Source organism: Brevibacterium picturae, assembly GCF_030453725.1.
GTDB lineage: Bacteria > Actinomycetota > Actinomycetes > Actinomycetales > Brevibacteriaceae > Brevibacterium > Brevibacterium sandarakinum_A.
On sequence record NZ_JAKDJU010000033.1, the window covers coordinates 1 to 22,677 of the forward strand.

24 protein-coding genes and 1 pseudogene are annotated in these 22,677 nt (G+C 62.4%); 17 read left to right on the top strand and 8 right to left on the bottom strand.

Annotated elements, in window-relative coordinates:
* Positions 1-140: 140 nt before the first annotated feature.
* Together L0G76_RS05405 and L0G76_RS05410 are read right to left on the bottom strand one after the other, a co-directional pair.
* The gene (locus L0G76_RS05405; protein WP_304356298.1) at positions 141-476 is read right to left on the bottom strand and encodes an RNA polymerase-binding protein RbpA; all 336 of its coding nucleotides are present in this window, start codon (positions 474-476) and stop codon (positions 141-143) included.
* 77 nt (positions 477-553) lie between these two features.
* A complete protein-coding gene (locus L0G76_RS05410; protein ID WP_304356299.1) occupies positions 554-1,297 on the bottom strand; it encodes a glycerophosphodiester phosphodiesterase family protein in 744 nt (247 codons plus the stop codon).
* Between the two features lie 55 nt (positions 1,298-1,352).
* Between L0G76_RS05410 and L0G76_RS05415 the strand changes: the two genes are divergently transcribed.
* On the top strand, positions 1,353-1,676 hold the full coding sequence (locus L0G76_RS05415; RefSeq protein ID WP_304356300.1) for a hypothetical protein: 324 nt from the start codon (positions 1,353-1,355) through the stop codon (positions 1,674-1,676).
* A gap of 178 nt (positions 1,677-1,854) precedes the next feature.
* Positions 1,855-2,658: a septal ring lytic transglycosylase RlpA family protein gene (locus L0G76_RS05420; RefSeq protein ID WP_304356301.1), complete on the top strand. Its 804-nt coding sequence runs from the start codon at positions 1,855-1,857 to the stop codon at positions 2,656-2,658.
* On the opposite strand, the gene L0G76_RS05425 is transcribed toward L0G76_RS05420, so the two are convergent.
* Positions 2,633-3,613 carry a helix-turn-helix transcriptional regulator gene (locus L0G76_RS05425; RefSeq protein ID WP_304356302.1) on the bottom strand — a complete coding sequence of 327 codons (981 nt, stop codon included), beginning with the start codon at positions 3,611-3,613 and terminating at the stop codon, positions 2,633-2,635. The genes L0G76_RS05420 and L0G76_RS05425 overlap by 26 nt on opposite strands.
* Before the next feature lie 64 nt (positions 3,614-3,677).
* Here L0G76_RS05425 and L0G76_RS05430 point away from each other — a divergent pair, with 64 nt between their 5' ends.
* The 7 genes from L0G76_RS05430 (at position 3,678) to L0G76_RS05460 (ending at position 11,525) form a co-directional block, all read left to right on the top strand.
* Positions 3,678-4,649, top strand: a complete 972-nt coding sequence (locus L0G76_RS05430) for an SDR family oxidoreductase (RefSeq protein ID WP_304356303.1) — start codon at positions 3,678-3,680, stop codon at positions 4,647-4,649.
* 102 nt (positions 4,650-4,751) lie between these two features.
* The gene (locus tag L0G76_RS05435; RefSeq protein WP_304356304.1) at positions 4,752-6,104 is read left to right on the top strand and encodes a flavin monoamine oxidase family protein; all 1,353 of its coding nucleotides are present in this window, start codon (positions 4,752-4,754) and stop codon (positions 6,102-6,104) included.
* Positions 6,105-6,128: 24 nt separating this feature from the next.
* Positions 6,129-7,673: an APC family permease gene (locus tag L0G76_RS05440; RefSeq protein WP_304356305.1), complete on the top strand. Its 1,545-nt coding sequence runs from the start codon at positions 6,129-6,131 to the stop codon at positions 7,671-7,673.
* Positions 7,674-7,693: 20 nt separating this feature from the next.
* Positions 7,694-8,113, top strand: a complete 420-nt coding sequence (locus L0G76_RS05445) for a helix-turn-helix transcriptional regulator (protein WP_304356306.1) — start codon at positions 7,694-7,696, stop codon at positions 8,111-8,113.
* A 1-nt stretch (position 8,114) separates the two neighbouring features.
* Entirely contained in the window at positions 8,115-8,534 is a 420-nt protein-coding gene (locus L0G76_RS05450) for a VOC family protein (RefSeq protein ID WP_304356307.1), read from the top strand.
* 5 nt (positions 8,535-8,539) lie between these two features.
* On the top strand, positions 8,540-10,918 hold the full coding sequence (locus L0G76_RS05455; RefSeq protein WP_304356308.1) for an ATP-binding cassette domain-containing protein: 2,379 nt from the start codon (positions 8,540-8,542) through the stop codon (positions 10,916-10,918).
* Between the two features lie 160 nt (positions 10,919-11,078).
* Positions 11,079-11,525 carry a transglycosylase family protein gene (locus L0G76_RS05460; RefSeq protein ID WP_304356309.1) on the top strand — a complete coding sequence of 149 codons (447 nt, stop codon included), beginning with the start codon at positions 11,079-11,081 and terminating at the stop codon, positions 11,523-11,525.
* Between the two features lie 139 nt (positions 11,526-11,664).
* On the opposite strand, the gene L0G76_RS05465 is transcribed toward L0G76_RS05460, so the two are convergent.
* Entirely contained in the window at positions 11,665-12,000 is a 336-nt protein-coding gene (locus L0G76_RS05465) for a hypothetical protein (protein ID WP_304356310.1), read from the bottom strand.
* Between the two features lie 510 nt (positions 12,001-12,510).
* Here L0G76_RS05465 and L0G76_RS05470 point away from each other — a divergent pair.
* Complete coding sequence (locus L0G76_RS05470; RefSeq protein ID WP_304356311.1) at positions 12,511-13,830, top strand: MFS transporter; 1,320 nt, start codon at positions 12,511-12,513, stop codon at positions 13,828-13,830.
* 150 nt (positions 13,831-13,980) lie between these two features.
* The gene (locus L0G76_RS05475; RefSeq protein ID WP_304356312.1) at positions 13,981-14,472 is read left to right on the top strand and encodes a hotdog fold domain-containing protein; all 492 of its coding nucleotides are present in this window, start codon (positions 13,981-13,983) and stop codon (positions 14,470-14,472) included.
* A 23-nt stretch (positions 14,473-14,495) separates the two neighbouring features.
* Here L0G76_RS05475 and L0G76_RS05480 read toward each other — a convergent pair whose 3' ends face one another.
* Entirely contained in the window at positions 14,496-14,705 is a 210-nt protein-coding gene (locus tag L0G76_RS05480; protein ID WP_304356313.1) for a hypothetical protein, read from the bottom strand.
* 345 nt (positions 14,706-15,050) lie between these two features.
* On the opposite strand from L0G76_RS05480, the pseudogene L0G76_RS05485 reads away from it, so the two are divergent.
* From L0G76_RS05485 to L0G76_RS05500, 4 genes and pseudogenes are all read left to right on the top strand, one after another.
* Positions 15,051-15,718, top strand: a pseudogene (locus tag L0G76_RS05485) (DUF5058 family protein).
* A 10-nt stretch (positions 15,719-15,728) separates the two neighbouring features.
* Positions 15,729-16,463, top strand: a complete 735-nt coding sequence (locus L0G76_RS05490; protein WP_304356314.1) for a hypothetical protein — start codon at positions 15,729-15,731, stop codon at positions 16,461-16,463.
* 66 nt (positions 16,464-16,529) lie between these two features.
* On the top strand, positions 16,530-17,762 hold the full coding sequence (locus L0G76_RS05495; RefSeq protein WP_304356315.1) for an amidohydrolase: 1,233 nt from the start codon (positions 16,530-16,532) through the stop codon (positions 17,760-17,762).
* Positions 17,763-17,766: 4 nt separating this feature from the next.
* A complete protein-coding gene (locus tag L0G76_RS05500; RefSeq protein ID WP_304356316.1) occupies positions 17,767-19,215 on the top strand; it encodes an amidase in 1,449 nt (482 codons plus the stop codon).
* Here L0G76_RS05500 and L0G76_RS05505 read toward each other — a convergent pair.
* On the bottom strand, positions 19,191-19,472 hold the full coding sequence (locus tag L0G76_RS05505; RefSeq protein ID WP_304356317.1) for a 4a-hydroxytetrahydrobiopterin dehydratase: 282 nt from the start codon (positions 19,470-19,472) through the stop codon (positions 19,191-19,193). The genes L0G76_RS05500 and L0G76_RS05505 overlap by 25 nt on opposite strands.
* A gap of 198 nt (positions 19,473-19,670) precedes the next feature.
* On the opposite strand from L0G76_RS05505, the gene L0G76_RS05510 reads away from it, so the two are divergent.
* A complete protein-coding gene (locus L0G76_RS05510; RefSeq protein ID WP_092108365.1) occupies positions 19,671-20,186 on the top strand; it encodes a ferritin in 516 nt (171 codons plus the stop codon).
* 136 nt (positions 20,187-20,322) lie between these two features.
* Here the strand turns inward: L0G76_RS05510 and L0G76_RS05515 are convergent, their stop codons facing one another.
* The gene (locus tag L0G76_RS05515; RefSeq protein ID WP_304356318.1) at positions 20,323-21,258 is read right to left on the bottom strand and encodes an AEC family transporter; all 936 of its coding nucleotides are present in this window, start codon (positions 21,256-21,258) and stop codon (positions 20,323-20,325) included.
* Positions 21,259-21,341: 83 nt separating this feature from the next.
* On the opposite strand from L0G76_RS05515, the gene L0G76_RS05520 reads away from it, so the two are divergent.
* On the top strand, positions 21,342-21,806 hold the full coding sequence (locus L0G76_RS05520; protein WP_304356319.1) for an Hsp20/alpha crystallin family protein: 465 nt from the start codon (positions 21,342-21,344) through the stop codon (positions 21,804-21,806).
* A 113-nt stretch (positions 21,807-21,919) separates the two neighbouring features.
* Here L0G76_RS05520 and L0G76_RS05525 read toward each other — a convergent pair whose 3' ends face one another.
* The gene (locus L0G76_RS05525; RefSeq protein WP_304356320.1) at positions 21,920-22,669 is read right to left on the bottom strand and encodes a class I SAM-dependent methyltransferase; all 750 of its coding nucleotides are present in this window, start codon (positions 22,667-22,669) and stop codon (positions 21,920-21,922) included.
* Positions 22,670-22,677: the final 8 nt, after the last annotated feature.

Here is a 22,677-nt window from a genome sequence, read left to right on the forward strand (position 1 = left end):
GGTGGATGGGCGACTGCGGTTAGAGCATGTAGCTGGTGGGCAGTCTATAAGCACACACTACGGGGGGGGGCAGGTCCGATGACCTGCACCCCGCCTTCGCTCAGCTGTGCTCGTGTGGGCTGGTTCTGCGGCGCTCAGGCCTACGCAGGAACCTCACCACGGCGCACCGCGAGTCGCTCGTCGAGCAGAACCTGAAGTTCGTCGAACGAACGGCGCTCGAGCAGCATGTCCCAGTGCGACCGCACGTGCTTGCCCGGCTCCCCATCGGCATCGTTGACGCCGACGCGCACGCCGATGCCGTGGATGCCCGAATCCCAGGTGGAGGGAACTTCGGCTTCGATCGAGAAGGGAACCTTGAACTTCGTTCCGTCCTCGCACTCGAATTCGACCATCTGGCGGGGTGCCGGTTCGACGCCCTCTTCAGATTCCAGGCTGCGTGAGCCCAACTGTGTTCCGCGGAGACTGCGTTCGCTCATATCTCTCTCACCTTCCGACTCGACTGCAGACGTCTCATACGAGACAACAGTCTACCGTGTGCGCCTATTCCCAGCACTCAGGTCCACGCCGAGAGTTCCCGCAGCCCCAGGAGAACGTCATCGGTGACGATCCCGTCGACCTCGAGATCGAGGAGCCTGCGCATGGAAGCGAGGTCGTTGACCGTCCACACGTGCACCTGCAGCCCCGCACGGTGAGCCCGCGCCACGAACTTCCGGGTGACGACGGGAACGCCCTTGAACGACATCGGCACCTGCAGGGCATCGAGCCCGGCAGGCAGAGGACAGGGGCCGGAGTCCGGCACGCCGGGCAGGCCTCCCAGAGCGAACAGTGCGGTTTCGGAGACTCCTGTCGACGTCCGGACTTCGGGCAGGGCCTCTCGCAGCCTGCGCAGAGTCGAGGAGGAGAACGAAGCGAGCCGGATCCGGTCTTCAACCTGGAGGCTGCGGACGATGCGGACCATCGGTGCAATGCTGTGGGCGGCCTTGACATCAATATTCCACGACACATCCGGAAGCGATTCGACGAGAGCGGTCAGCCTCGGCAGTCGTCCCCCTGCACTGAGCTCGATGGAGTCGAGCTCAGCGGCATTGAGATCGCGGATGCAGTGCGGGCGTGCGGCGATGCGGTCGAGATCGGCATCGTGGGCGGCGAACAGGACTCCGTCGGCGGAGGCGTGGACGTCGGTCTCCATCCATGCCGCGCCTGCCCGATGGGCTGCGGTGAACGCCTCGAGGGTGTTCTCACTCACGCCCGGCCACTGCCCGCCTCTGTGGGCGATGATCTCTACCTGAGAATTCATGGTCCAATCCTATGTTGCTGTTGACCTGGCGGGCGGGGTCGACAACCATGGAGACATGAGCCGAACACAAGATCCGATCGAACCTGACTACGTCATCGATTCCACCAAGAGGACACCGACAGAGAAGGTGCGTTCGGCAGCCACCCGTGCCTACGGCGCGGCCAGCAGCAGTGTGAAGAGCGCTCGCGAAGCAGCCTCAGGCCCCCGTCTGATCGAGGCGACCGAGACGAACGTGAAGAAGGCGCTGGGCACCGTCTCCCACGCGATCGACGACGCCGTGCGCAGCGGGAAGGTCGAACGTGCCTTCGGCAAGGCCGAAGAGACCGTGACGACTGGTGCCGACGGCATACGCAGATTGGTCAAGCGCAAGGACAGGTGAACTGACACCTGCCCATATGGCACGCTCATTTGAGCGTGCCACATTGCTTTTGTAACAGATTCTTAATTAGACTATCCTCAGGTAACGATCCGATAACTTGGAGTCGGTGTTGAGGTGACCTCGTCCAGCCCGACTCCTGAGTGCCGTGAACACCGGCAGATGACTACAAGGACTGACTGTGGGAAAACACTCTTCACCCCGTTCGACAACGACGGGTTCGCTCTTCACTGCGCTCAAAGCGTCGAGGAAGTCCGGACGACATGCGCCGCAACGAGCTCAGAGTGCTGCGAACACGGCCGGAGGAGTGCTGGCCGCGGTGCGCTCACGTCCCGTGCTCTCTGCTTTCATCGTTCCCACGGCAGCGACCGCCGCGGTTGTCGCATCCAGCCTGGCGATGGTTCCCGGCAGCACAGGAGGTGGCCAGCAGGTCGTTGCTGAAAGTCCCGCCGTCGCTGAAGCAGAAGTGACGCAGTCGCCGGACGAATTCCTGGCCAAAGCAAAGAAGCAGGCCAAAGAGAAGCCCGACACGATCTCCCTCGAGACCAAAATCGAGACGCCGAGCCCGACACCGTCCGAATCCGCGTCTGAGGAAACAGCGAGCAAGGAATCCGCCACTGGCGGCTCAGGCACGAAGGAGTCAAAGCCGGACGCCGATGACGGTCCGTCGACGTCGGGCGATTCCGCAGGAGAGTCCGGTTCCTGCCCGATGTCGTACTACGGCGGAGGAGACGGATTCGACGGCCAGCAGACTGCCAACGGGGAGATCTTCGACACCAACAAGCTGACAGCGGCGCATAAGACGCTGCCGTTCGGCTCGAAGGTGAAGATCACCAACACGGCCAACGGACAATCTGTCACGGTGCGCGTCAATGATCGCGGACCGTACCACGGCGGCCGCTGCTTCGACCTGTCCAAGGCTGCCATGGAGGCTGTCGGCGGAGTCGGAGCAGGACAGATCACCGGTAAATACCAGGTTCAGTGACCGTGTCAGCCGGTGAACAGGGTTCATTGCACCGTGCCGACTGTCGTGCTCGTTCGTGCAGAGCCAGGCGGATCTCGCGCGGTGAGATCACCTCTGCTCCGGGAACCGTGATCAGCTGAGACACGGCGACCTCGAGTGGTTCCATCGGAAGCTCGATGATATGCACGTGGTCGGCCACAGAGCCGGCATCGATCGCCTCAGCTGTGACCTGTCCCGGAACCGCGCGGCGCAGGTCGACCAGGCTGGACGTCGGGACTCGCAGTCTCACCGTCGTCGCTCGGATCGAGCGATCGAACTCGATCTGAGACCTCATCCAATAGTCGCCGAGGTTGAAGTCCGGTGGCCGTGTCATCGAAATGCCGTGCGCGGTGAGTGAAGCGATGCGACCGACGCGATATGTGCGAGGCGTGCCACCCGGGGGCTGAGCCACGAGATACCACCGTCCGGACTTGATCACGAGTCCCAGCGGAATGACTGTGCGAACCTTGGTCTCTGCACCCTTCGTGTACTCGATCCGCAGTCCTCGCTGCGAGCGCAGCGCCATGACGATGGCCGTGAGCTCCTGCGGATTCTCTTTGGCCATGAACCAATCGGGTCCGTCGACGAGCACAGTCGAGGAGAGGACCGAATCGGTCTCGGACAGGATCTTCTCCCGGGCGGTCGCCAATTCCGCAGACAAGCCGAGATCAGCGGCCGCGAGCCCTCCGATCAGGACGGAGTCGAGTTCATCGCGGGTCATGCCCGTCAGGGGAGAGGTCCAGGTCCCGAGCAGGCTGACACCTCCACCTGGACCTGATTCCGTCACCACGGGGACGCCCATTCGAGACAGTTCGCCGAGGTCGCGATAGACAGTCCGCTCCGTGACCTCGAGCCGTTCGGCCAACGACGCGGCAGTGATCGACTGCGTACGCGCGCTGAGGATGACGATCTCCGTCACCAGCCGTGCTGCCTTCATGCCCACCAAGAATAGTCGTGGACACTGACAGAGCGTGTCAGTGATGGCACGAGATGCTGACATCATGACTTCACACAACGGATCGGCAGCACCCGAGTTCATTCCATTCATCGACCGTTCACTGATGGGCAGAGTCGCCCTTGTGGCAGGGGCCACCCGAGGGGCTGGGCGCGCGATCGCCCGAGACCTCGCCCGCGCCGGTGCCTACGTCTACTGCACAGGACGTTCCACCTCGGCGCGGCCCTCCGACTACGGCAGAGTCGAGACCATCGACGGAACTGCCGAACTCATCCGCGACGAAGGCGGCCAAGGCGAAGCGCTCGTCTGCGATCATCTGCAGCCGAAGGAGATCGCCGAGGTGGTGGGTCGGATCGATGATGAGCAGGGACGCCTCGACATCATGGTCAACGACATCGGGGGAGAGGCCTACGTCGACTGGGGCAAGAAATTCTGGACCACGGATTTCGCCGCCGAGATGCGATTGGTGAAAGCGGGTCTGCTCACTCACCTGAACACCGCGCACGCCGCACTGCCGCTGCTGACGCGCAGCGCGGGAGGCCTGCACATCGAGATCACGGACGGAACGCACGCATTCAACGAGACCCACTATCGACAGAGCATCTATCTCGACCTGACGAAGACCGCCGTGAGCCGTTTGGCCTTCGGCCTCGGACACGAACTGGCCGATTCGGAATGCACAGCTGTGGCGATCAGTCCCGGGTGGTTGCGATCGGAGATGATGCTCGACGTGTTCGACACGGACGAACAGACATGGATGAAGGACGCCCTTGATGCCACCCGTGAGGCGCCGCCCGCGGATTTCGCGATCTCGGAGACTCCTCACCTGCTCGGTCGTACGGTCGTGGCGTTGGCAGCAGACCCCGATCGACACCGCTTCAACACGACGACTCAGAGCAGCAGCGATCTGGCAGATATCTACGACGTCGACGATATCGATGGTTCTCGACCAGATTCCTGGGCGTTCATGGCAGCGAAGGAGCGTGACTCGGGCGCAGACGCGCGTGACTACCGCTGAAACCGAATTCGCACCTGCCCAGCCGAACCTCGATCCGCCTTGGCAGGCCGATGATCCCTGGATACTCTGAGCACGTAAGCCGAACTTTCCAAGGAGCGCACAATGTCGGATCGAACATGCGATGTGGTCGTCGTCGGCGCCGGACCGACCGGCCTGAGCGCGGCCCGGACACTGCAGGCAGCAGGCAGAGACGTCATCGTCGTGGAAGCCAGGGACCGGGTGGGCGGTCGGACATGGACCGATCATATCGAAGGCCAGATGTACGAAATCGGTGGCCAGTGGATCTCACCCGACCAGAGCGCGCTCCTCGATCTCGTCAAGGAGCTCGGCAAGGAAACCTACCAGCGTCATCGGGAGGGCGACAGCGTCTATATCGCCCCAGACGGCACACGCACCGTCTACAACGGCGACATGTTCCCGGTGGGGGAGTCGACCCAAGCAGAGATGGGACGCCTCATCGCCCAACTCGACGAACTCGCCGCTCGCATCGGAGCCACCGCTCCGTGGGAGGCCGAAGACGCTGCCGAACTCGATTCGGTGTCCTTCCACCATTGGCTCCGGAACCAGTCGGATGATGAGCTTGCGTGCGCGAACATCGGCATGTTCATCGCCGGGGGAATGCTGACGAAGCCCGCCACCGCATTCTCCGCGCTGCAGGCGATCCTCATGGCCGCCTCGGCGGGATCCTTCTCCCACCTCGTCGATGACCACTTCATCCTCGACCGTCGCGTCGTGGGAGGAATGCAGTCGGTTTCCGAGCAGATGGCAACCGAACTCGGCGAGGGCGTCGTCCATCTGAACAGCCCGGTCCGCACGATCGGATGGTCCGAGGATTCCGTCACGGTCGGCACCGATGCGATGAAGGTGTCGGCCACGAGTGTCATCGTGGCCGTCCCACCCAATCTGTACTCGCGCATCAGCTACACCCCGCATCTGCCCCGACTGCAGCAGATCTTCCATCAGCACCAGTCGATGGGCCTTGTGATCAAGGTCCATGCCACGTACCCGACACCGTTTTGGCGTCAGGACGGCCTGTGCGGAACCGGCTTCGGCGCCGGGCAGCTGGTGCAGGAGGTCTACGACAACACGAACCACGGTGAGGAGCGGGGGACTCTCGTCGGATTCATCTCCGACGTCAACGCCGATGCCATGTTCGCACTGGACGAGGACACTCGGAAGCAGCGCATTCTCGAGTCGCTCGCAGACTACCTCGGCCCGCAGGCCCTGGAACCAGAGGTGTTCTACCTTTCGGACTTCGGCGCCGAGGAATGGACCCGGGGTGCCTATGCGACAAGCTACGACCTCGGGGGACTGCACAGGTGGGGGCGTTTCCAGAACGACCCCGTCGGTCCCATCCACTTCGCGAGCTCAGACATCGCCGCCCACGGTTACCAGCACGTCGACGGTGCCATCAGGATCGGGCAGGACACTGCAAATAAGATCCTGAGCACCTGATATCACGCCTGAAAGGTTGAGCTGATGACCTCGGCCACTCCACCACCCAGCACGTCCGGAAGCGTGTCCGCCACCTCCGGCTCGGGCCTGAGCTCCAAGGGGCTGTCGGCAGGCAAGATCGGTGCCATCGGCGGTGCCGTCATCGGCATCTCGTGCATCGCTCCTGCCTACACGCTGACCTCCGGCCTGGGGCCGACGATCTCGCAGGTCGGGGTGCACACTCCTGCGATTCTGCTCATCGGCTTCGTCCCGATGCTGCTCGTCGTCTTCGGCTACCGCGAGCTCAACACCGCCATGCCCGATTCCGGCACCACCTTCACCTGGGCGACCCGCGCCTTCGGGCCCTGGCTCGGTTGGATGGGAGGCTGGGGCCTGATCTCGGCCACCGTCCTCGTGCTGTCGAATCTGGCCGCCGTGGCCGTGGACTTCCTGTTCCTGCTCCTGGCTCAGATCTTCTCCGACCCCGGGATCGCCGACCTGACCCGCGTGCTGTGGATCAACATTCCGGTCACCATCGTCCTCACGGCCGCAGCCGCGTGGATCTCCTACCGCGGAGTCGAGGCCACCCAGAAGATCCAGGTCTGGCTCGTCGCCTTCCAAGTCCTTGCCCTCGGCTGGTTCGTCATTGCGGCATTCGTCCATGTGTCCAATGGCACCGCATTCGATCCCACCCCGGTCGAACTCGGCTGGTTCAACCCTGCCGAGGCCGGAGATTTCTCGACGGTCGCAGCGGCAGTGTCGCTGTCGATCTTCCTCTTCTGGGGTTGGGACACGGTCATCACGATGAACGAAGAGGCGAAGAACCCGGAGAAGACTCCCGGTCGGGCCGCGATGCTCACGATCGTCGCCATCGTCATCATCTACCTCGCATGCACCGTCGCCGTCATCTCCTTCGCCGGTGTCGGCACCGACGGTCTGGGCGCAGGCAACCCGGAGAACCAGGAATCCATCTTCGCGGCCCTCGCCGGACCCGTGATGGGGCCCTTCGCCGTACTCGTCTCAATCGCCGTCCTGTCCAGCTCCTTGGCGTCGCTGCAGTCGACGATGGTCTCACCGTCTCGTACGATCCTGGCCATGGGTCACTACGGTGCTCTGCCGAAGAGATACGGCAACATCTCGCCCCGGTACAAGTCGCCGTCGGTGGCCACCGTCACCTCGGCGGGGGCCGCGATCATCTTCTACGTCGTCATGCGTCTGCTCTCGGAGAACGCACTGTGGGACACGATCACAGCCCTGGGTCTCATGGTCTGCTTCTACTACGGTGTCACCGGCCTGGCCTGCATCTGGTATTTCCGACGGTCGCTGTTCGCAGGGGCGAAGAACTTCTTCTTCAGGTTCCTGTTCCCGCTGGTCGGGGGAGTGACACTGCTGGTGATCTTCGTGACCACCGCGATCGACTCCCTCGATCCCGACTACGGTTCGGGGTCGTCCGTCTTCGGCATCGGACTGGTCTTCGTCCTGGGCATCGGAGTCCTCCTCCTGGGCGTGGTCATCATGATCTTCCAATCCCGCAGGCACCCCGCCTTCTTCCGGGGCGAGACCCTGGCCCAGGGAGTCCACGCAGGGTGAGCGCGTCCGGGAACGACCACGTGCCTGTGCAACAACTGGTCCTTCTGCGACGCGTACGCGATCGGATCGACAGAGAATTCGACCGACCTCTCAATGTCGAAGAACTCGCTGCCGGGGTCTACATGTCGGCCGGTCACCTCAGTCGCGGATTCAGAGCCGCCTACGGCGAGTCCCCCTATTCGTATCTCATGACCCGACGCATCGAACGCTCCATGGCGCTGATCCGCCGCGGTGACCTGTCGATCACAGATATCTGCTTCGCCGTGGGGTTTTCGTCCCTGGGCACCTTCTCCACCCGATTCAGCGAACTCGTCGGACTCTCGCCCTCCCGGTATCGAGACGGTGTCGTCGACGGCGATCACGATCTGCCCACATTCATCGTCAAGAATGTTCTCCGACCTGTCAGGAATCGAGAAGTCCCTCCGGGTGACCCGCACTAGGATGACGATCATGAATATCTCGATCAACGCCAGCTTCCTGCCCCACACCGATGCTGAGGCCTCGCTGACCTTTTACCGCGACGTTCTCGGCTTCGAGGTTCGCCTCGACGTCGGATCCGAGCAGATGCGGTGGCTGACCGTGGGACCCGCAGACCAGCCCGACACTTCGATCGTGCTCACTCCCGCGATCACCGACCCCACCATCAGCGATGGCGAGCGGGACGTCATCGAATCCCTCATGGCCAAGGGCAGCTACGGTGCCGTCGTGCTGGCCAGCACGAACGTCGATGAGGCCTTCGCCGAGGTGGAGGCCAGGGGAGCCGAGATCGTCCAGGAGCCGATGGACCAGCCCTATGGTCTGCGGGACTTCGCACTGCGCGACCCGGCCGGCAACATGATCCGCATCCAGCAGCGCGGCTGATCGGCATGCCGCATCCAGCCGATGACCATGAGCTCATCCGCGTTCAGGGAGCCCGGGAGAACAATCTTGCGGACATCACGGTCGACATTCCCAAGCGGCGACTGTCCGTGTTCACCGGCGTCTCCGGTTCCGGCAAGTCGTCCCTGGTCTTCTCGACGATCGCCGCAGAGTCCCAACGCCTGATCAACGAAACCTACAGCGCCTTCGTCCAGGGCTTCATGCCCGCGATGGCGCGGCCCGAAGTCGATGTGTTGGAGGGCCTGACCACCGCCATCATCGTCGACCAGGAACGCATCGGAGCCAATCCGCGCTCGACCGTGGGAACCGTCAGTGACATCAATGCGAAGCTGCGCACGCTGTTCTCGAGGCGGGCCCAACCGAACCTGGGATCGACGAAGGCCTACTCGTTCAACGTGGCCACGATCAGCGGCAAGGGAGCCGTGACGATCGACAAGGGTGCTGACAAACAGGTCGAACGACGGACTTTCACCGTCAACGGAGGGATGTGCCCTCACTGCGAAGGGATGGGCACGGCCACAGACATCGACATCGCCGAGGTGGTCGACATGTCGAAGTCTCTCAACGAGGGTGCGATCACGATTCCCGGATACAAACCGGGCGGCTGGAATGTGCGGTTCTATTCGGAATCGGGATACTTCGACCCCGACAAGGCGATAGCCGACTACACAGTCGAGGAGAGGAACAATCTCCTCCACGCTGAGAACGAGAAGATCGTCATCAACGGCACGAATATGACCTTCGACGGTCTCATTCCCCGGATCCGACGCTCCTTCCTGTCCAAGGACCGCGACGCGATGCAGAAGCATGTGCGGGAATTCGTCGATCGTGCAGTCGTCTACACACAGTGTCCCGAGTGTGCCGGCACGCGGCTGAACACGGCGGCACGCGGCTCGCGGCTGGCCGGGCTGTCGATCGCCGAGGTCTGTGCCATGCAGATCTCCGACCTCCTCGACTGGCTCGCCCAGATCGACGACGGGGGAGTCGGCTCTCTCGTGGAGTCGCTGGTCGCAGATGTGCAGGCCTTCGTCGACATCGGCCTCGGATATCTCTCCCTTGACCGTTCGGCCGGTTCGCTGTCCGGAGGAGAGGCGCAGCGGATCAAACTGGTTCGCCACCTCGGATCCTCACTGACCGATGTCACCTATATCTTCGACGAACCCACGATCGGTCTGCACCCGCACGACATCGCCGCGATGAACGGGCTGCTCATCGCACTGCGCGATAAGGGCAACACCGTCCTGGTCGTCGAGCACAAGCCCGAGACCATCAGAATCGCTGATCATGTCGTCGACCTGGGGCCGGGGGCGGGAACAGCCGGGGGAGAGGTCTGCTTCGTCGGCACCATCGACGAACTCACCGTCAGCGACACTCTCACCGGCAAGCATCTCAACGACCGCACCCGGCTGAAGGCCACAACCCGTGAGCCCACCGGGCGACTCGAGATCAGGGGAGCGAAGGCCCACAATCTGCGCGACGTCGATGTCGATGTCCCGCTGGGAGTGATCACTGCGATCACGGGTGTGGCCGGTTCGGGAAAGAGCACCCTCATCGAAGGATCTCTGCGCCACCGCGACGGCGTGATCATGATCGATCAGGCAGGCATCAAGGGCTCACGTCGCAGCAATCCGGCCACCTACACCGGCGTGCTCGAGCCCATTCGCAAGGCATTTGCCAAGACCAACGGAGTCAAACCCGCACTGTTCAGCGCGAATTCAGAGGGAGCATGCCCCGTCTGCAACGGTGCTGGGATCATCTACTCCGACCTCGGGATGATGGCCGGAATGTCGGCTCCCTGCGATGTGTGCGAGGGCAAGGGGTTTCAGGCCGAAGTCCTCGACTACACGCTGGGCGGCAAGAACATCCGTGAGGTGCTCGATCTGCCGGTGACGGCGGCGATCGAGTATTTCGGTGCAGGGGAGTCGCGGATACCTGCGGTGAGCAAGGTCATCGCCCACCTCGCCGAGGTGGGCCTCGGATATCTCAGCCTGGGGCAGCCCTTGACGACCTTGTCCGGTGGCGAGCGGCAGCGTCTCAAGCTCGCCACGCATCTGTCGGCCAAGGCTGCGGATGCCGCACAGGTGATCATCCTCGACGAGCCGACCACGGGACTGCATCTTGCCGATGTGGAGAACCTGCTCGGGATGCTCGATCGTCTCGCGGATGCGGGCAGGACTGTCATCGTCATCGAGCATCATCAGGCCGTCATGGCCCACTCCGATTGGATCATCGACCTCGGGCCCGGCGCCGGACACGATGGTGGCCGAATCGTGTTCGAGGGCACTCCGGAGCAGCTCGTCGACTCGGCAACGGCCTCAGATGCGTCGTTGACCGCACAGCACCTGACGGCATATGTCGGGGGATGAGCGCCCAGTTCGCGTTGTGACTTCTGTGTGTCGATTATGACGGCTGAGGACTGGATTCTGGTTCATTCGTGACGACAGATCCGTTACATTGGATAACGGCTCGGTAACGACCGGGTTACAGAACAGAACCGAAATGCAGTCGTATTACGGAGATGACACAGTGAACCTCTACAGCACAAGCCTCCGCAAGGTCGCCCTCGTTGCAGGAGCCGGCGCGGTCGCCGCCGCCGGACTGACGGGAATGGCCGGCCCGGCTCAGGCCTCCACAGGGGCTCAGTCCTCGGGTGGCGTTTGGGACAAGGTCGCCGAGTGCGAGTCCGGTGGTGACTGGCATATCAATACCGGTAACGGCTACTACGGCGGGCTTCAGTTCTCCCAGCAGACATGGGAAGCCTTCGGCGGTGAGGGCATGCCTCACGAGGCCAGCAAGGCAGAGCAGATCGACGTCGCCCAGAACACCCTCGAAAAGCAGGGCCCAGGCGCATGGCCGACCTGCGGTGAGGAAGCCGGTCTGACGAAGGCCAACGGCGCCGCAGACGACGGCGATGATTCCAAGGACGATGGTGGGTCCAAGGATGACGGCAAGGTCGGACTCGGCGGCAGCTGAGTCGATTGCTGACATGCAGCAAGCCGAAGGCCGCGGATGGTGAGTATGCCATCCGCGGCCTTTGCCGTTCTGGGAGCATTCTCCGCCGCGGTGATTCGAAACAGCCCTCAGCGGTTCTACTGTCCGACGGTTGGCACCGTCACAGGAGTTGCAGAACGAACCCGGTCAGCGCGATGAGCGGACCGCCCAGTCGCAGAGCAATAAGAAACCACCGCAAGCTGGGATCAAGCAACTCGGCGAAGAACATGGCCGCGAGCCCACTGAACATCAAGGACATGGCCGATCGGTCCTCGAAGCCGGGCAGGATGAGGGAGAGGATCATCAGCACCCCGAAGGCAGCGGCGACGAACTGTGCTCGCCGACTGCGCCGGGGCGGGCCGAGGAGTTCCTCCTTGGGCCCACGCCATCGGTCCGTGGCCGCACCGTACCGAGCAGTCGCTTTCTGCTCTGACTGTCCGCCGGGGGTTCGCTCCATATGTATCCACCCTGACACAGGCACATCGGATTCTCTACCGGCCTGCGCACGGTCCCGCACGGCTTGGCTTGTCGGGCAATACTCGACGATTGTGTGTTGTCATGCACGTGAACGGGTACTTGTTTCCACTCCTCCTGTCATAACGCCGATAATATACATTATGTTAAGTACGCGTATTCGCAACCACTCCTCTCGCTCGGCTGGGTCGTCTTCGGTCCGCCGGGTTGTCTGCTGATGGCTCCTGAAATGGCTTCCGAGCGACCCTGACGCTTCTGTGGTCGGCGTGTGCCTGCGTGTGCCGACAATGAACTGTCGTCAGCGGGCTCTAAGGTGTCGTCGGCCGGTGGTGTGCATCATCGAGCTCTGGGGCGACTCGCCTCGGGCCCACCCGCCGAATGGCGCTTTCCTCAATAGATTGACAGTTCTATCGAACGTTCAATAGGATTCGTGATGGGCCTCACAAAAGCAGGTTCGATTGTCACGATAGTCGCCACGACGCAAGGAAGCATCATGGTCTCACCCAAGCTCACCTCTCCCCCCGCCGCAGCGGTTGCGTCTGGCACCGAGTCGCGACGCAAGGCGTGGTCTCTGACTGCGCTGCTCGTCGTTCTGTACGTGGTCAACTATGGAGACAAGGCCGCATTCGGCATCATCGCTCAGTCCCTCAAAGACGAACTCGGCATCAGTGCAGCTCAGATCGGGCTCGTAGGTAGCCTGTTCTTCTTCGCATTCACGATCGGCGGATTCTTCGCCGGAGCCCTGAACAGATGGTTGTCCCTGCGCTCTGTTCTCATCGCCCTGTCTCTCGTGTGGGCCCTGGCGATGCTGCCGTTGGTGGTCTCGGCCACGTTTGCAGTCCTGGTCGTGTCGAGAATGCTCCTCGGGCTCGCCGAAGGACCCAGCTCGGCTCTCATCCACACGGCCACCTACTCGTGGCACACCCCGCAGAAGCGTGGATTCCCGGGAGCCCTGCTGGCCAGCGCCGCATCCATCGCCAAGATTGCACTGGCCCCGCTGCTCGCCTACCTGTCGGTCACGTACGGATGGCGCAGTGCGCTGATCACGATGGCCGTCATCGGTGTCGTGTGGTGCTTCTTCTGGACGCGGTACTGGGAAGTCGGCCCCTATATCCCGGCCAAAGCCGCGAAGCACTCAGTAGATCCGGATGAAGAACCTCGAGTCCCATGGCGGAAGATCCTCCTGACCAGAACGTTCATCAGCGGTGCACTGCTGGTCGCCAGCATCTACGCGTTGGTGACCGTGGTCCTCACCTGGCTGCCGTCGTATTTCGAGGTCGGTCTCGGATACAGCCGCCTCCAGTCCGGTTCCATGTTGGCCGTTCCCTCGATCGCCGGCCTGATCAGCCTCATCGGCGGGACACTGCTCTCTGATCGGCTGCTGGCAAGAGGGTGGTCGTCCAGGTTCGTGAGAATCATCGCGCCTTCTGCCTGTGTAGTCGTCGGCGGAGGAATTCTATGCTTCCTCCCGGCGATCTCGAACGCTGCCGGTGCCGTTGCCATCGTGTCCATCGGATACGGCGTCGGCGTCGTGGTACTGCCACTGTGCAATGCGGCCGTCTCGGAGATCTGCCCACCCCAGCAGACAGCGGGAACGCTGGGTATATTCTTGGCGCTCATGGCCGTGGGTGGACTCATCGGACCCTCTGTCACCGGACTCATCGTCGAGGCGGCTGCGACCCCGGGTCTCGGCTACGCAACAGCGTTTCAGGTACTTGGGGTCGCTTCTGCCGTTTGTGCGACGATCACCCTTATCTTCGCCGACCCGGATCGAGACAAGGCGCTCGTGCGCACCGAGGCTCAGGCTTCATGACGCTGTCGCCCAGCTGCATGTAAGCCGCTGGCGACGCTATGACCCCCTCGACTGTTACTGTGGAGTAACATAATCAATGACCAGGGGGCCATCCGAGATGGACCCGATGTCACAGAATCCGCCTGCCCGTACGACCGAAAGGACGATTCCATGACCGTCGACACCGCAACTTCGGGAAAGATCTTCCAGATCTGGCAGAAACTGCAGGGACTGCCGTTGGGCAACTGGCTCTTCACTCAAGCCGTGTGCTTCAAAGCCCCCTATTTCCGCACCGTTCATCCGCTCATCCACGAGCTGCGGCCCGGACTGTGCCGTGTGAGCGCCCCGAATCGTCGCGGCGTGCACAACCACCTCGGGACCTACCACGCAATCGCGTCATGCAATATGGCAGAGATCGCCGGCGGCATGATGACGGAGGCGACCATTCCATCCACGCATCGCTGGATTCCGGTCGGCATGACCGTGGAGTACAAGGCCAAGGCCACTACGGGCGTCACCTCAATCGCGCGGCTTGACGCGATCCCGGAGTTCGGCGACGAGCCGATGGAACTGGTCGTGCCCATCGACGTCTTCGACGCTGACGGAAATGTGTTCGTCTCTGCGGAGATCACCATGAACGTCTCCGAGAAGAAGACGCGGTAGGCAGGATTCGAAGGCTGCGCCGGTCAACGGCCGGAGACGTTGAGCACTCGCAGCGCGTGTGAGGCTCCGGTGCCCGGTTCGGGTGCAACGTATCCGCCTGCCGCACCCAGTTCCACCATGAGCTCCTCGAATTCCGTGGAGATGAACTCCGCGAGCTCATCATCGATGGGCCGCTCATCGCCTGTGCCCACCGAGAGGTCGGCGGCGTGAGGGACCAGTTCGAGGAGGCGCATCCGCACCAGCTGGTGCCCTGGTAGTCATCCGTCATTCGCGCCTCATTCGGGGTCAAGGCGCTCCCTGTCGACATCGCTGTCGACACTGCTCATCGAATTCGCTGATGGGCGGCATTGAGAAGTCTATTCTCGCCAGTCGGGAAATCATGCCTAAGATCGCCCATCGTGGCTCGTCTCGGTATATGTTACTGACACGAGTGATGCGGACCACAGTGCTGTGGACCGGTCGCCGTGGTCAACTCCGACAAGGAAGTGAGGAGCCCCGCAATGGTGATAGCAAGCGGATCGGCCGGCTATCTCGGCCTCGCAAACGCCCCGGTTCTCTGGATTTTGGCACTGGCGGTCATGAGCGTCGTCGTCGTGCAGTCGCTCATCTACATGGGCGCGGTGAAGAAGAATGCTGAATCGGCGGGAATGAGCCAGCAGGAGGTCAGGTCGGCGTTCAGGGCCGGCGGAGTCGCGGCCATCGGACCATCGCTGTCCGTTGTCCTGGTCGCCATCGCCCTGCTCCCTCTCTTCGGCACTCCCCCGGTGATCGTTCGTGTCGGGCTCATCGGCTCCGCAGCCACAGAAGTCGCCTCGGCCTCAATCGCGGCCGGAACGATGGGCGCGAATCTCGGCGATGAGACGTTCACGAGCGGGGTCTTCATCGTCGCGCTCATGGCGATGAGTCTCTCGGGCGCTGGATGGATGATCTCGACCCTGTTCTGACCCCGGTGTTCAAGCGCAGCTCCCACAAGCTGGAGAAGGTCAACCCAGCATTGATGTCGATCATCCCAGGGGCCGCACTGCTCGCGGCTTTCGCTGCACTGACCTTCCGGGAGATCCCGAAATCGCCGACGCACGTCATCGCCGTGGTCGTCTCTGCGATTGTCATGTCGATCTGCCTGTTCCTGTCAAAAGTGCTCAAGATGCCGTGGCTGAAGGAATGGGGTCTAGGCATTTCACTCCTGGTGGGACTCATCGCCGCCTACTTCGCTCACTACGCCGGTCTCGGCGCACCGGAAGCCTGAGGAGAACATCATGTCCAACATCATCACATCACCCTCACACGCGGCCTTCGAGAAGACCACGACCAAGTGGGGTTCGATCACGCTGTTCATCGGGTTCCTCATCGCCACTTCGGTGCCCTTCTATCTGCTCTTCGTCGCCGATGCCAATGTTGACTTCGGCGACATTCTCACCGGATTCCTCGCGGTCTTCGCTGTCTACGGTGTCTTCTACATCGTCGAGCCCCTGACCTATTTCCCGATTCTCGGACCGGCCGGGATGTACCAGGCCTTCCTGATCGGCAACATCTCCAATAAGCTCCTTCCCTCCGCGATCGTCGCCCAAGCCACGATCGGAGTGAAGCCGGGAACGAGAAAAGGTGAATATGCTGCGACCATGGCCATCTGCGGTGCGGCTCTGATCCACGTATGCTCCATGGTGCTGTTCGTCGGAATCCTCGGCACATGGCTGGTCGCCATCATTCCCGAGCCGGTGACCCTCGTGGCCAAGCTCTACATCCTGCCCGCCATCCTCGGCGGAGTCACCGTACAGCTCATCGCCTCGCTCAAGCAGGTCAAATCGACACTCATCGCCCTGGGTGCGGCTGCGCTGGTCATACTCGTCCTCATCCCCCTCGTCCCGGTTCTGGCCTCGGGCGATGTTGCCATCGTGGTCATTGTGACCATTGCAATCACTTGGTTCACCCGCAATAGAACGGTGACCCATACGAAGGGCACGGGAGACGGCGACAATGTCGGAATCAACTGACGGTCACCTGACACCTCGTCACCGAATACCTGAGACCATCGAAGACACCCACTGTGAAAGGACATCATGTCACTCAACACCATGCTCCGGGACGCGATTTCGGCCAACCTCGCTCAGACGGTAGCCGACTACAAGAACTTCCACCGCACTCCTGAGCTGTCCATGCAGGAAACGCAGACAGCCGAGACAATCCGCGCCACGCTCGAAGAGCTCGACCTCGAGACCCGGACCTTCGGCGGCACCGGGGTCGTCAGCGTCATCGAGAACGGACCAGGGCCCATCGTCGCCTACCGCGCCGACATCGACGGTCTGCCGATCTCCGAAGACACAGGATACGACTATGCCTCGACTGCGGAGGGAACCCTCCCCGACGGCTCCACCTCGAAGGTGATGCACGGCTGCGGCCACGACACTCACATCACTGTGGGACTGTATCTGGCCCGCTACCTCGTCGAACACAAAGAACTGTGGGCGGGAAGCGTCATCATGATCTTCCAGCCCGGCGAGGAGACCGCCGCGGGCGCGAGGGCGATGCTCGATGACGGGCTCTGGGATTCGATCGCCAAGCCGGAGGTTGTCTACGGACAGCACGTATGGCCGGGACGGGCCGGACACATCTATGTTGCCAAGGGCACAGCGATGGCGATGTCCGATTGCCTCAAGGTCACCGTCAGGGGCAAGCAGGCTCATGGCTCACAGCCGGAGAATTCCGTCGACCCGATCGTCCTCGGCGCCTATATGATCACCAGGCTCCAAAGCATCGTCTCGCGAGAGATCTCGGGTCGCGACATGGCCGTCGTCACCGTCGGCACCTTCCACGGCGGGCTGAAGGAGAACATCATCCCGGACTCCGCCGAATTCAAACTCAACATCCGTACGTTCAACGAAGAAGTCCGGGCCGTCGTCCTCAACCGCATCGAGCGGATCATCCGCGCCGAAGCCCAGGCGTCGGGAGCCCCGGAGCCGATCATCGAAGACATGTATCGGTTCCCGCGCTGCTACAACGATCCTGCCACCACCGACACGTTCCTCGAGGTGCTCGGGTCCGAACTCGGCGAAGAGCAGGTCCACCTGGACCAGGCCGTCACCGGCAGCGAGGACTTCGGAGCCTTCGGCGACGACATCGACGTTCCCTACGTCTACTGGTTCTTCGGCGGGTACTCCCCCGCCAAGTTCGACGGCGACGAACCGCCGGCAGGCAACCACTCTCCGTTCTTCGCCCCGGATGATGTCGAAACCACGCTGGAGACCGGTATCCGCGCGGCACTGACCGCCGTTCTCAGCACAGTCGGGAAGTGAGACGATGAGCGAGGAACTGCGCTGGCTGTCGACACGTGAGCTGGCGGCCAAGATCGCAACGAAGGAGGTCTCTGCCCGGGAGGCGCTCAGCGATCACCTGGCACGCATCGATGCCCTCAATCCGGCCCTCAACGCGGTTGTGACCCGCGACGACGAGGGCGCGCTGGCACGGGCAGAAGCCGCTGACCAGGCGGTGGCGAACGGTGAGCCGATCGGACCGCTTCACGGAGTCCCGATGACGCACAAGGACACGCATGACACTGCAGGCCTGCGCACCACCTGGGGCTCGCCCATCGTGGCCGATCGTGTTCCGGAGGCTGATTCGCTGATCATTTCGCGTCTCAAAGCGGCCGGAGTCAATACGACTGGCAAAACGAATGTGCCGGAGTTCGCAGCTGGTTCGCACACCTTCAATCCGGTCTTCGGCACCACGGTCAATCCCTATGACACCTCCAAATCCGCCTCGGGGTCCTCGGGCGGCGTCGGCGCCGCCTTGGCTGCCGGCATCCAAGCTTCAGGAGACGGCTCGGACATGGGCGGTTCGCTGCGCTCCCCCGCATCGTTCAACAATGTCGTAGGTTTCCGACCGTCGAACGGGCGAATTCCGCATACGCTGCCCGGCAATCCGTTCACATGGCTGGCCCAGAGCGGTTTCATGGCCCGCACGGTCTCCGATGTGGCGCTGACGATGAGCGCGACAGCAGGACCGGAGCCCGGCGGCCCACGCTCGATCGGTGAACCCGGCAGCGTCTTCGATCTCCCCGAATTCGGCCTCGGAGCCGACACCGCACCCGATCTGCACGGTGTGACGATCGGCTTCAGCCCGGATCTGGGCGGTTTGCTCCCTCTTGAAGGTGAAGTCCACGAGATCGTGGCGGGCACGGCGAACGTGTTCTCCGACCTCGGTGCCGGTGTCGTCGACACGATCCCCGACCTCGGCGATGCCGATGAGGTGTTCAACGTCCGTCGGGCCCTCGACTTCGTCCATTCCTGGGGGCCGCTGCTGGAGAAGCACCCGGATCAGATCAAGGACTCCGTGGTCTGGAACATCGAAATGGGACTGAATCTGACCGGCGCCGAGGTGGTCTCTGCCGATCGTGCTCGCGCACGTCTGCATGGAGAGGTCGAGCGGTTCTTCGGTGAGCACGACCTCCTGGTGCTCACCACCTGCCAAGTGCTCCCATTCGACGCCTCGATCGAATATCCCACACAGATCAACGGAGTCGGACTCGAGAACTATCTCGATTGGATGCGAGCCCTGTGTCTGATCTCAGCCACTGGATGCCCGGCGATCTCCGTGCCTGCCGGCTTCTCGACGTCAGGCCTGCCTGTAGGAGTCCAGCTCGTCGCGAAGCCGGGGGCAGACGTGGATCTGCTGCGCATCGCCCACGCCTTCGAAGCAGCGACGCAGGCTCATCGCCGCCATCCTCAGCCGGCCGCGTCGATGCCCTGAGAATTCGCGATCCGGGAGATCTCATTGGCCAAGTCGATGTCTTTGTCGGTGATCGACCCGGCATCATGGGTGGTCAGAGAGATGTCCACGTGCGGGAACCGCAGGTCCACATCCGGGTGGTGGCCTGCGGCTTCTGCGGCGTCGGCGATCGCGTTGATGAACGTCACTCCGCTGACGAAGGATCCCGTCAGAAAGCGCGCGTGAAGTGCGTCATCGGCTGATTGCCATTGCGTGAGTGCGTCGATTCGATCCTGCATGGAACCAGCTTGGCACCGGGTCCCGCCGGGTGTCCATAGTCACCGCATCGACAGACACATCGAATCTGCTGGGTCAGGTATGCCATGCCTCATCATTGTTTGCCGAGCCTTCCCACACTGGAATGGTTCTAGAAAAGGTGTCAGGATATTCACCATGAGGACGGAACGAATCCGTCTCGTATCGCGAAGGAGAAACATATGCAGTTGAGCCCCGCTATGCAGAAGGTCCTCGGCGAGCAGGTCACCCTCGAACTCGAGGCGTCGATGGTCTACCTGCAGCTGTCCATCCAGCTCGACGCTCTCGACCTGCCCGGAATGACACGCTGGATGCGTGCGCAGTCCGAAGAGGAGCAGGTCCACGCCGCGAAGTTCATCCAGCACTGCCAGGATCGCGACTTCGCTCCTCAGATCGGCGACATCGCTGCCCCGAAGGTCTCGGGTTCACAGCCCATCGACTTCTTCAAGGCAGCCTTGGCCCACGAGGAGAAGGTGTCCGAGTCGATTCGCAACCTCTACCGCACCGCGCAGTCGGAGGGCGACCTCGATGTCCTGCCGCTCCTGCACTGGTTCATCGACGAGCAGGTCGAAGAGGAGTCCACCATCTCGGAGATCATCGGTCGACTGGATCACGTCGCCGACTCCGGTTCCGGACTGCTCCGAATCGATTCTGAACTCGGATCACGTCATCCGGACATCAAGGCTGACAGCGAGTGATCGAGCGATCATGATCTGCCGCGGGTGACCCTCGGTCACAGTCGCGGGCCATCAGCGAACGGCGCGACCCCACACGGGGCTCGGCCGTTCGCTGTTTTCTGTCGTCCCCATCTTCATCCGGCTCCGTCACACCTCATCAGGTCCCGAGCACAGATTGGGATATGAGGAGGACGGGTGGAAGAGTCAGGAGCATGAGTGCGGTCTGGGCCGCGATGAGGGCCGCCATCAGCTCGGAATTGCCACCCAGCTGACGAGCCATGACGAAGCCGGAGCTTGCGGTGGCGATGGACTGGAAGATCATGGCCACCAGGGCCGGTGTGGTGGGAACGTCGAGGAGAATCAGTGCGAGCAGGGTCACTGCAGGCAGGACGAGGAGCTTGGCTGCGGTCGAATTGATCATCGCGGCGGCTTGGGGACGGAGCGGGAACCGGTGCAGGCCGGCGCCGACGCACAGAAGCCCGATCGGCAGGGCCGCAGCCGCCAACGGGGACAGCACAGAGTCGACGACATCGGGAACCTGAGCCCCGGTGAGGTTGAACAGTCCCCCGGCCGCACAGCCGATGACAAGTGGATTCGTGATGATGACGCGGACGATCCCGAGGGCGGAGCTGGGCCCGGTACGCAGAAATTCGAACCCGAGGCTGGACACGATGTTCACGGTGGGCACGAGGACGGCTGCCACGATGGCGGCCAATGCACTGCCCTCGGGTCCGAACAGGCTGGCCGATATCGACAGCCCGATATACGTGTTGAAACGGATGCCGCCCTGCAGCACCGAGGTGAAGGACGGCAGGTCGGGTGCCACGAACCGACGCAGCACGATGATGAGGATCGACACGACCGCAATCGGGGCGATGAGGCCCACAGCCAGTCGACCGAGCGGAACATGTGCGACGCTGACCTCGGCGACCGAGGAGAACAGAAGCACCGGCAGCAAGCAGTAGTACGCGAGTTTCTCCGTCCCCGACCAGAATTCGGGATTCGTGAAACCTGGGAGTCGTTTGAGTCCGATGCCCAGAAGTATCAGAGCGGCAACGGGAACGAGCGCGAGAAGGACCGGAATGAGGCTCACGAGACTGAGAATTTCATGAGATCGGAATCATTTCAAAGTTGAGTGTGTTTGACTCAATGTAACGACCCGTAGAAAGGAAGCTCATGGCTACACGTTTTGACCCCATCCGTGACCTCGATCGATTCTTCTCGGAAGTGACTCGGACCCCGAACTCCACTTCGCTTCCCATGGACCTCTACCGTGACGGAGAAGTCTTCGTCGCACGCATCGACATGCCCGGTGTGGATCCGTCCAGCATCGATGTCGACGTCGAGGATCGCACGCTGACCGTTCGCGCTCAGCGAGAGTCCGATGTTGCGGATAAGGATGTGAAATGGCTGACCCGGGAACGCACGACCGGCACCTATGCACGCCAGCTCACCTTGGGCAACAGGGTCGCGCTCGACCGGATCCAGGCTGACTTCCAGGACGGCGTGCTGTCGCTGACAATCCCCGTGGCAGAAGAAGCCCGTCCACGCAAGATCAATGTCTCACACTCCAATCCGACCAGAGCCACCGAGGTTGTCGAATCGTCCCCAGCACAGGATGAGGATCCGGTCGGCGCCTGATCGAGAAGCTCATCCTGTGGAAGCGGGTCGCACCTGTGGGTGCGGCCCGCTTCTTCTGGGTCCGGCAAGCATCTTCTGACCAGCAGCGTGCGAGCTCGACGAGCTGCCGTTGCTCAGGCCGCTGACCTGAGCACATAGGCGAGACACAGATACGGCAAGTCCAGCTCGCCGGCGACGGGGTGGTCGAGGGAGAAGTAATCGTACAGATTCGACTCCACACGAGCCCTCGTCACCTCATTCGAACGCAACCAGTAGGAACGTGTCCTCGCCAGGTCGACGATGCCGTCGACGGTGACCGGAGTGGTGAAATCGACCAGTGCATGGTCGACGAGATCGAAACCTGCCGGGCCCGGTCGATACGCAGGACGGTAAACGTCGCCGGCATGCATGATCCGGCTCAGGCGCAGCACCCAGGCGATGCGCACATCGAGCTGATTGATGAGGATGAGCAGGTGACCGCCCGGTTTGAGGACGCGTGCGATTTCGGCCGCGGCCCGCGTCTCATCGAACCAGTGCCAAGCCTGCGCCACCGTGACGACATCGGCGCAGCCTGTCGGCAGCCCCGTGTCCTCGGCGCTGCCGATGAGGCTCCGCGCAGGATTGTTCGCCAATGCCGCCTCGTCGGGATCGACCGCGATGACCTGCGAGCCGCGGTCGAGCAGAAGACGACTGAGAACGCCGGTCCCGGCACCGAGATCACAGACCTGGGCATCCTTCCAGTTCATCGGCACCAGGTCGATGGCCGCATCGGGGTAGCTCGGGCGCACGTCATCGTAGAGTTGGGCCAGATTGCCGAAGCTGCGCCCATGAGCTGATTGCGCGCGTGGTCTCACAGTTCGCCCACCCTGATTCGTGAAGTTGATTGATCGTG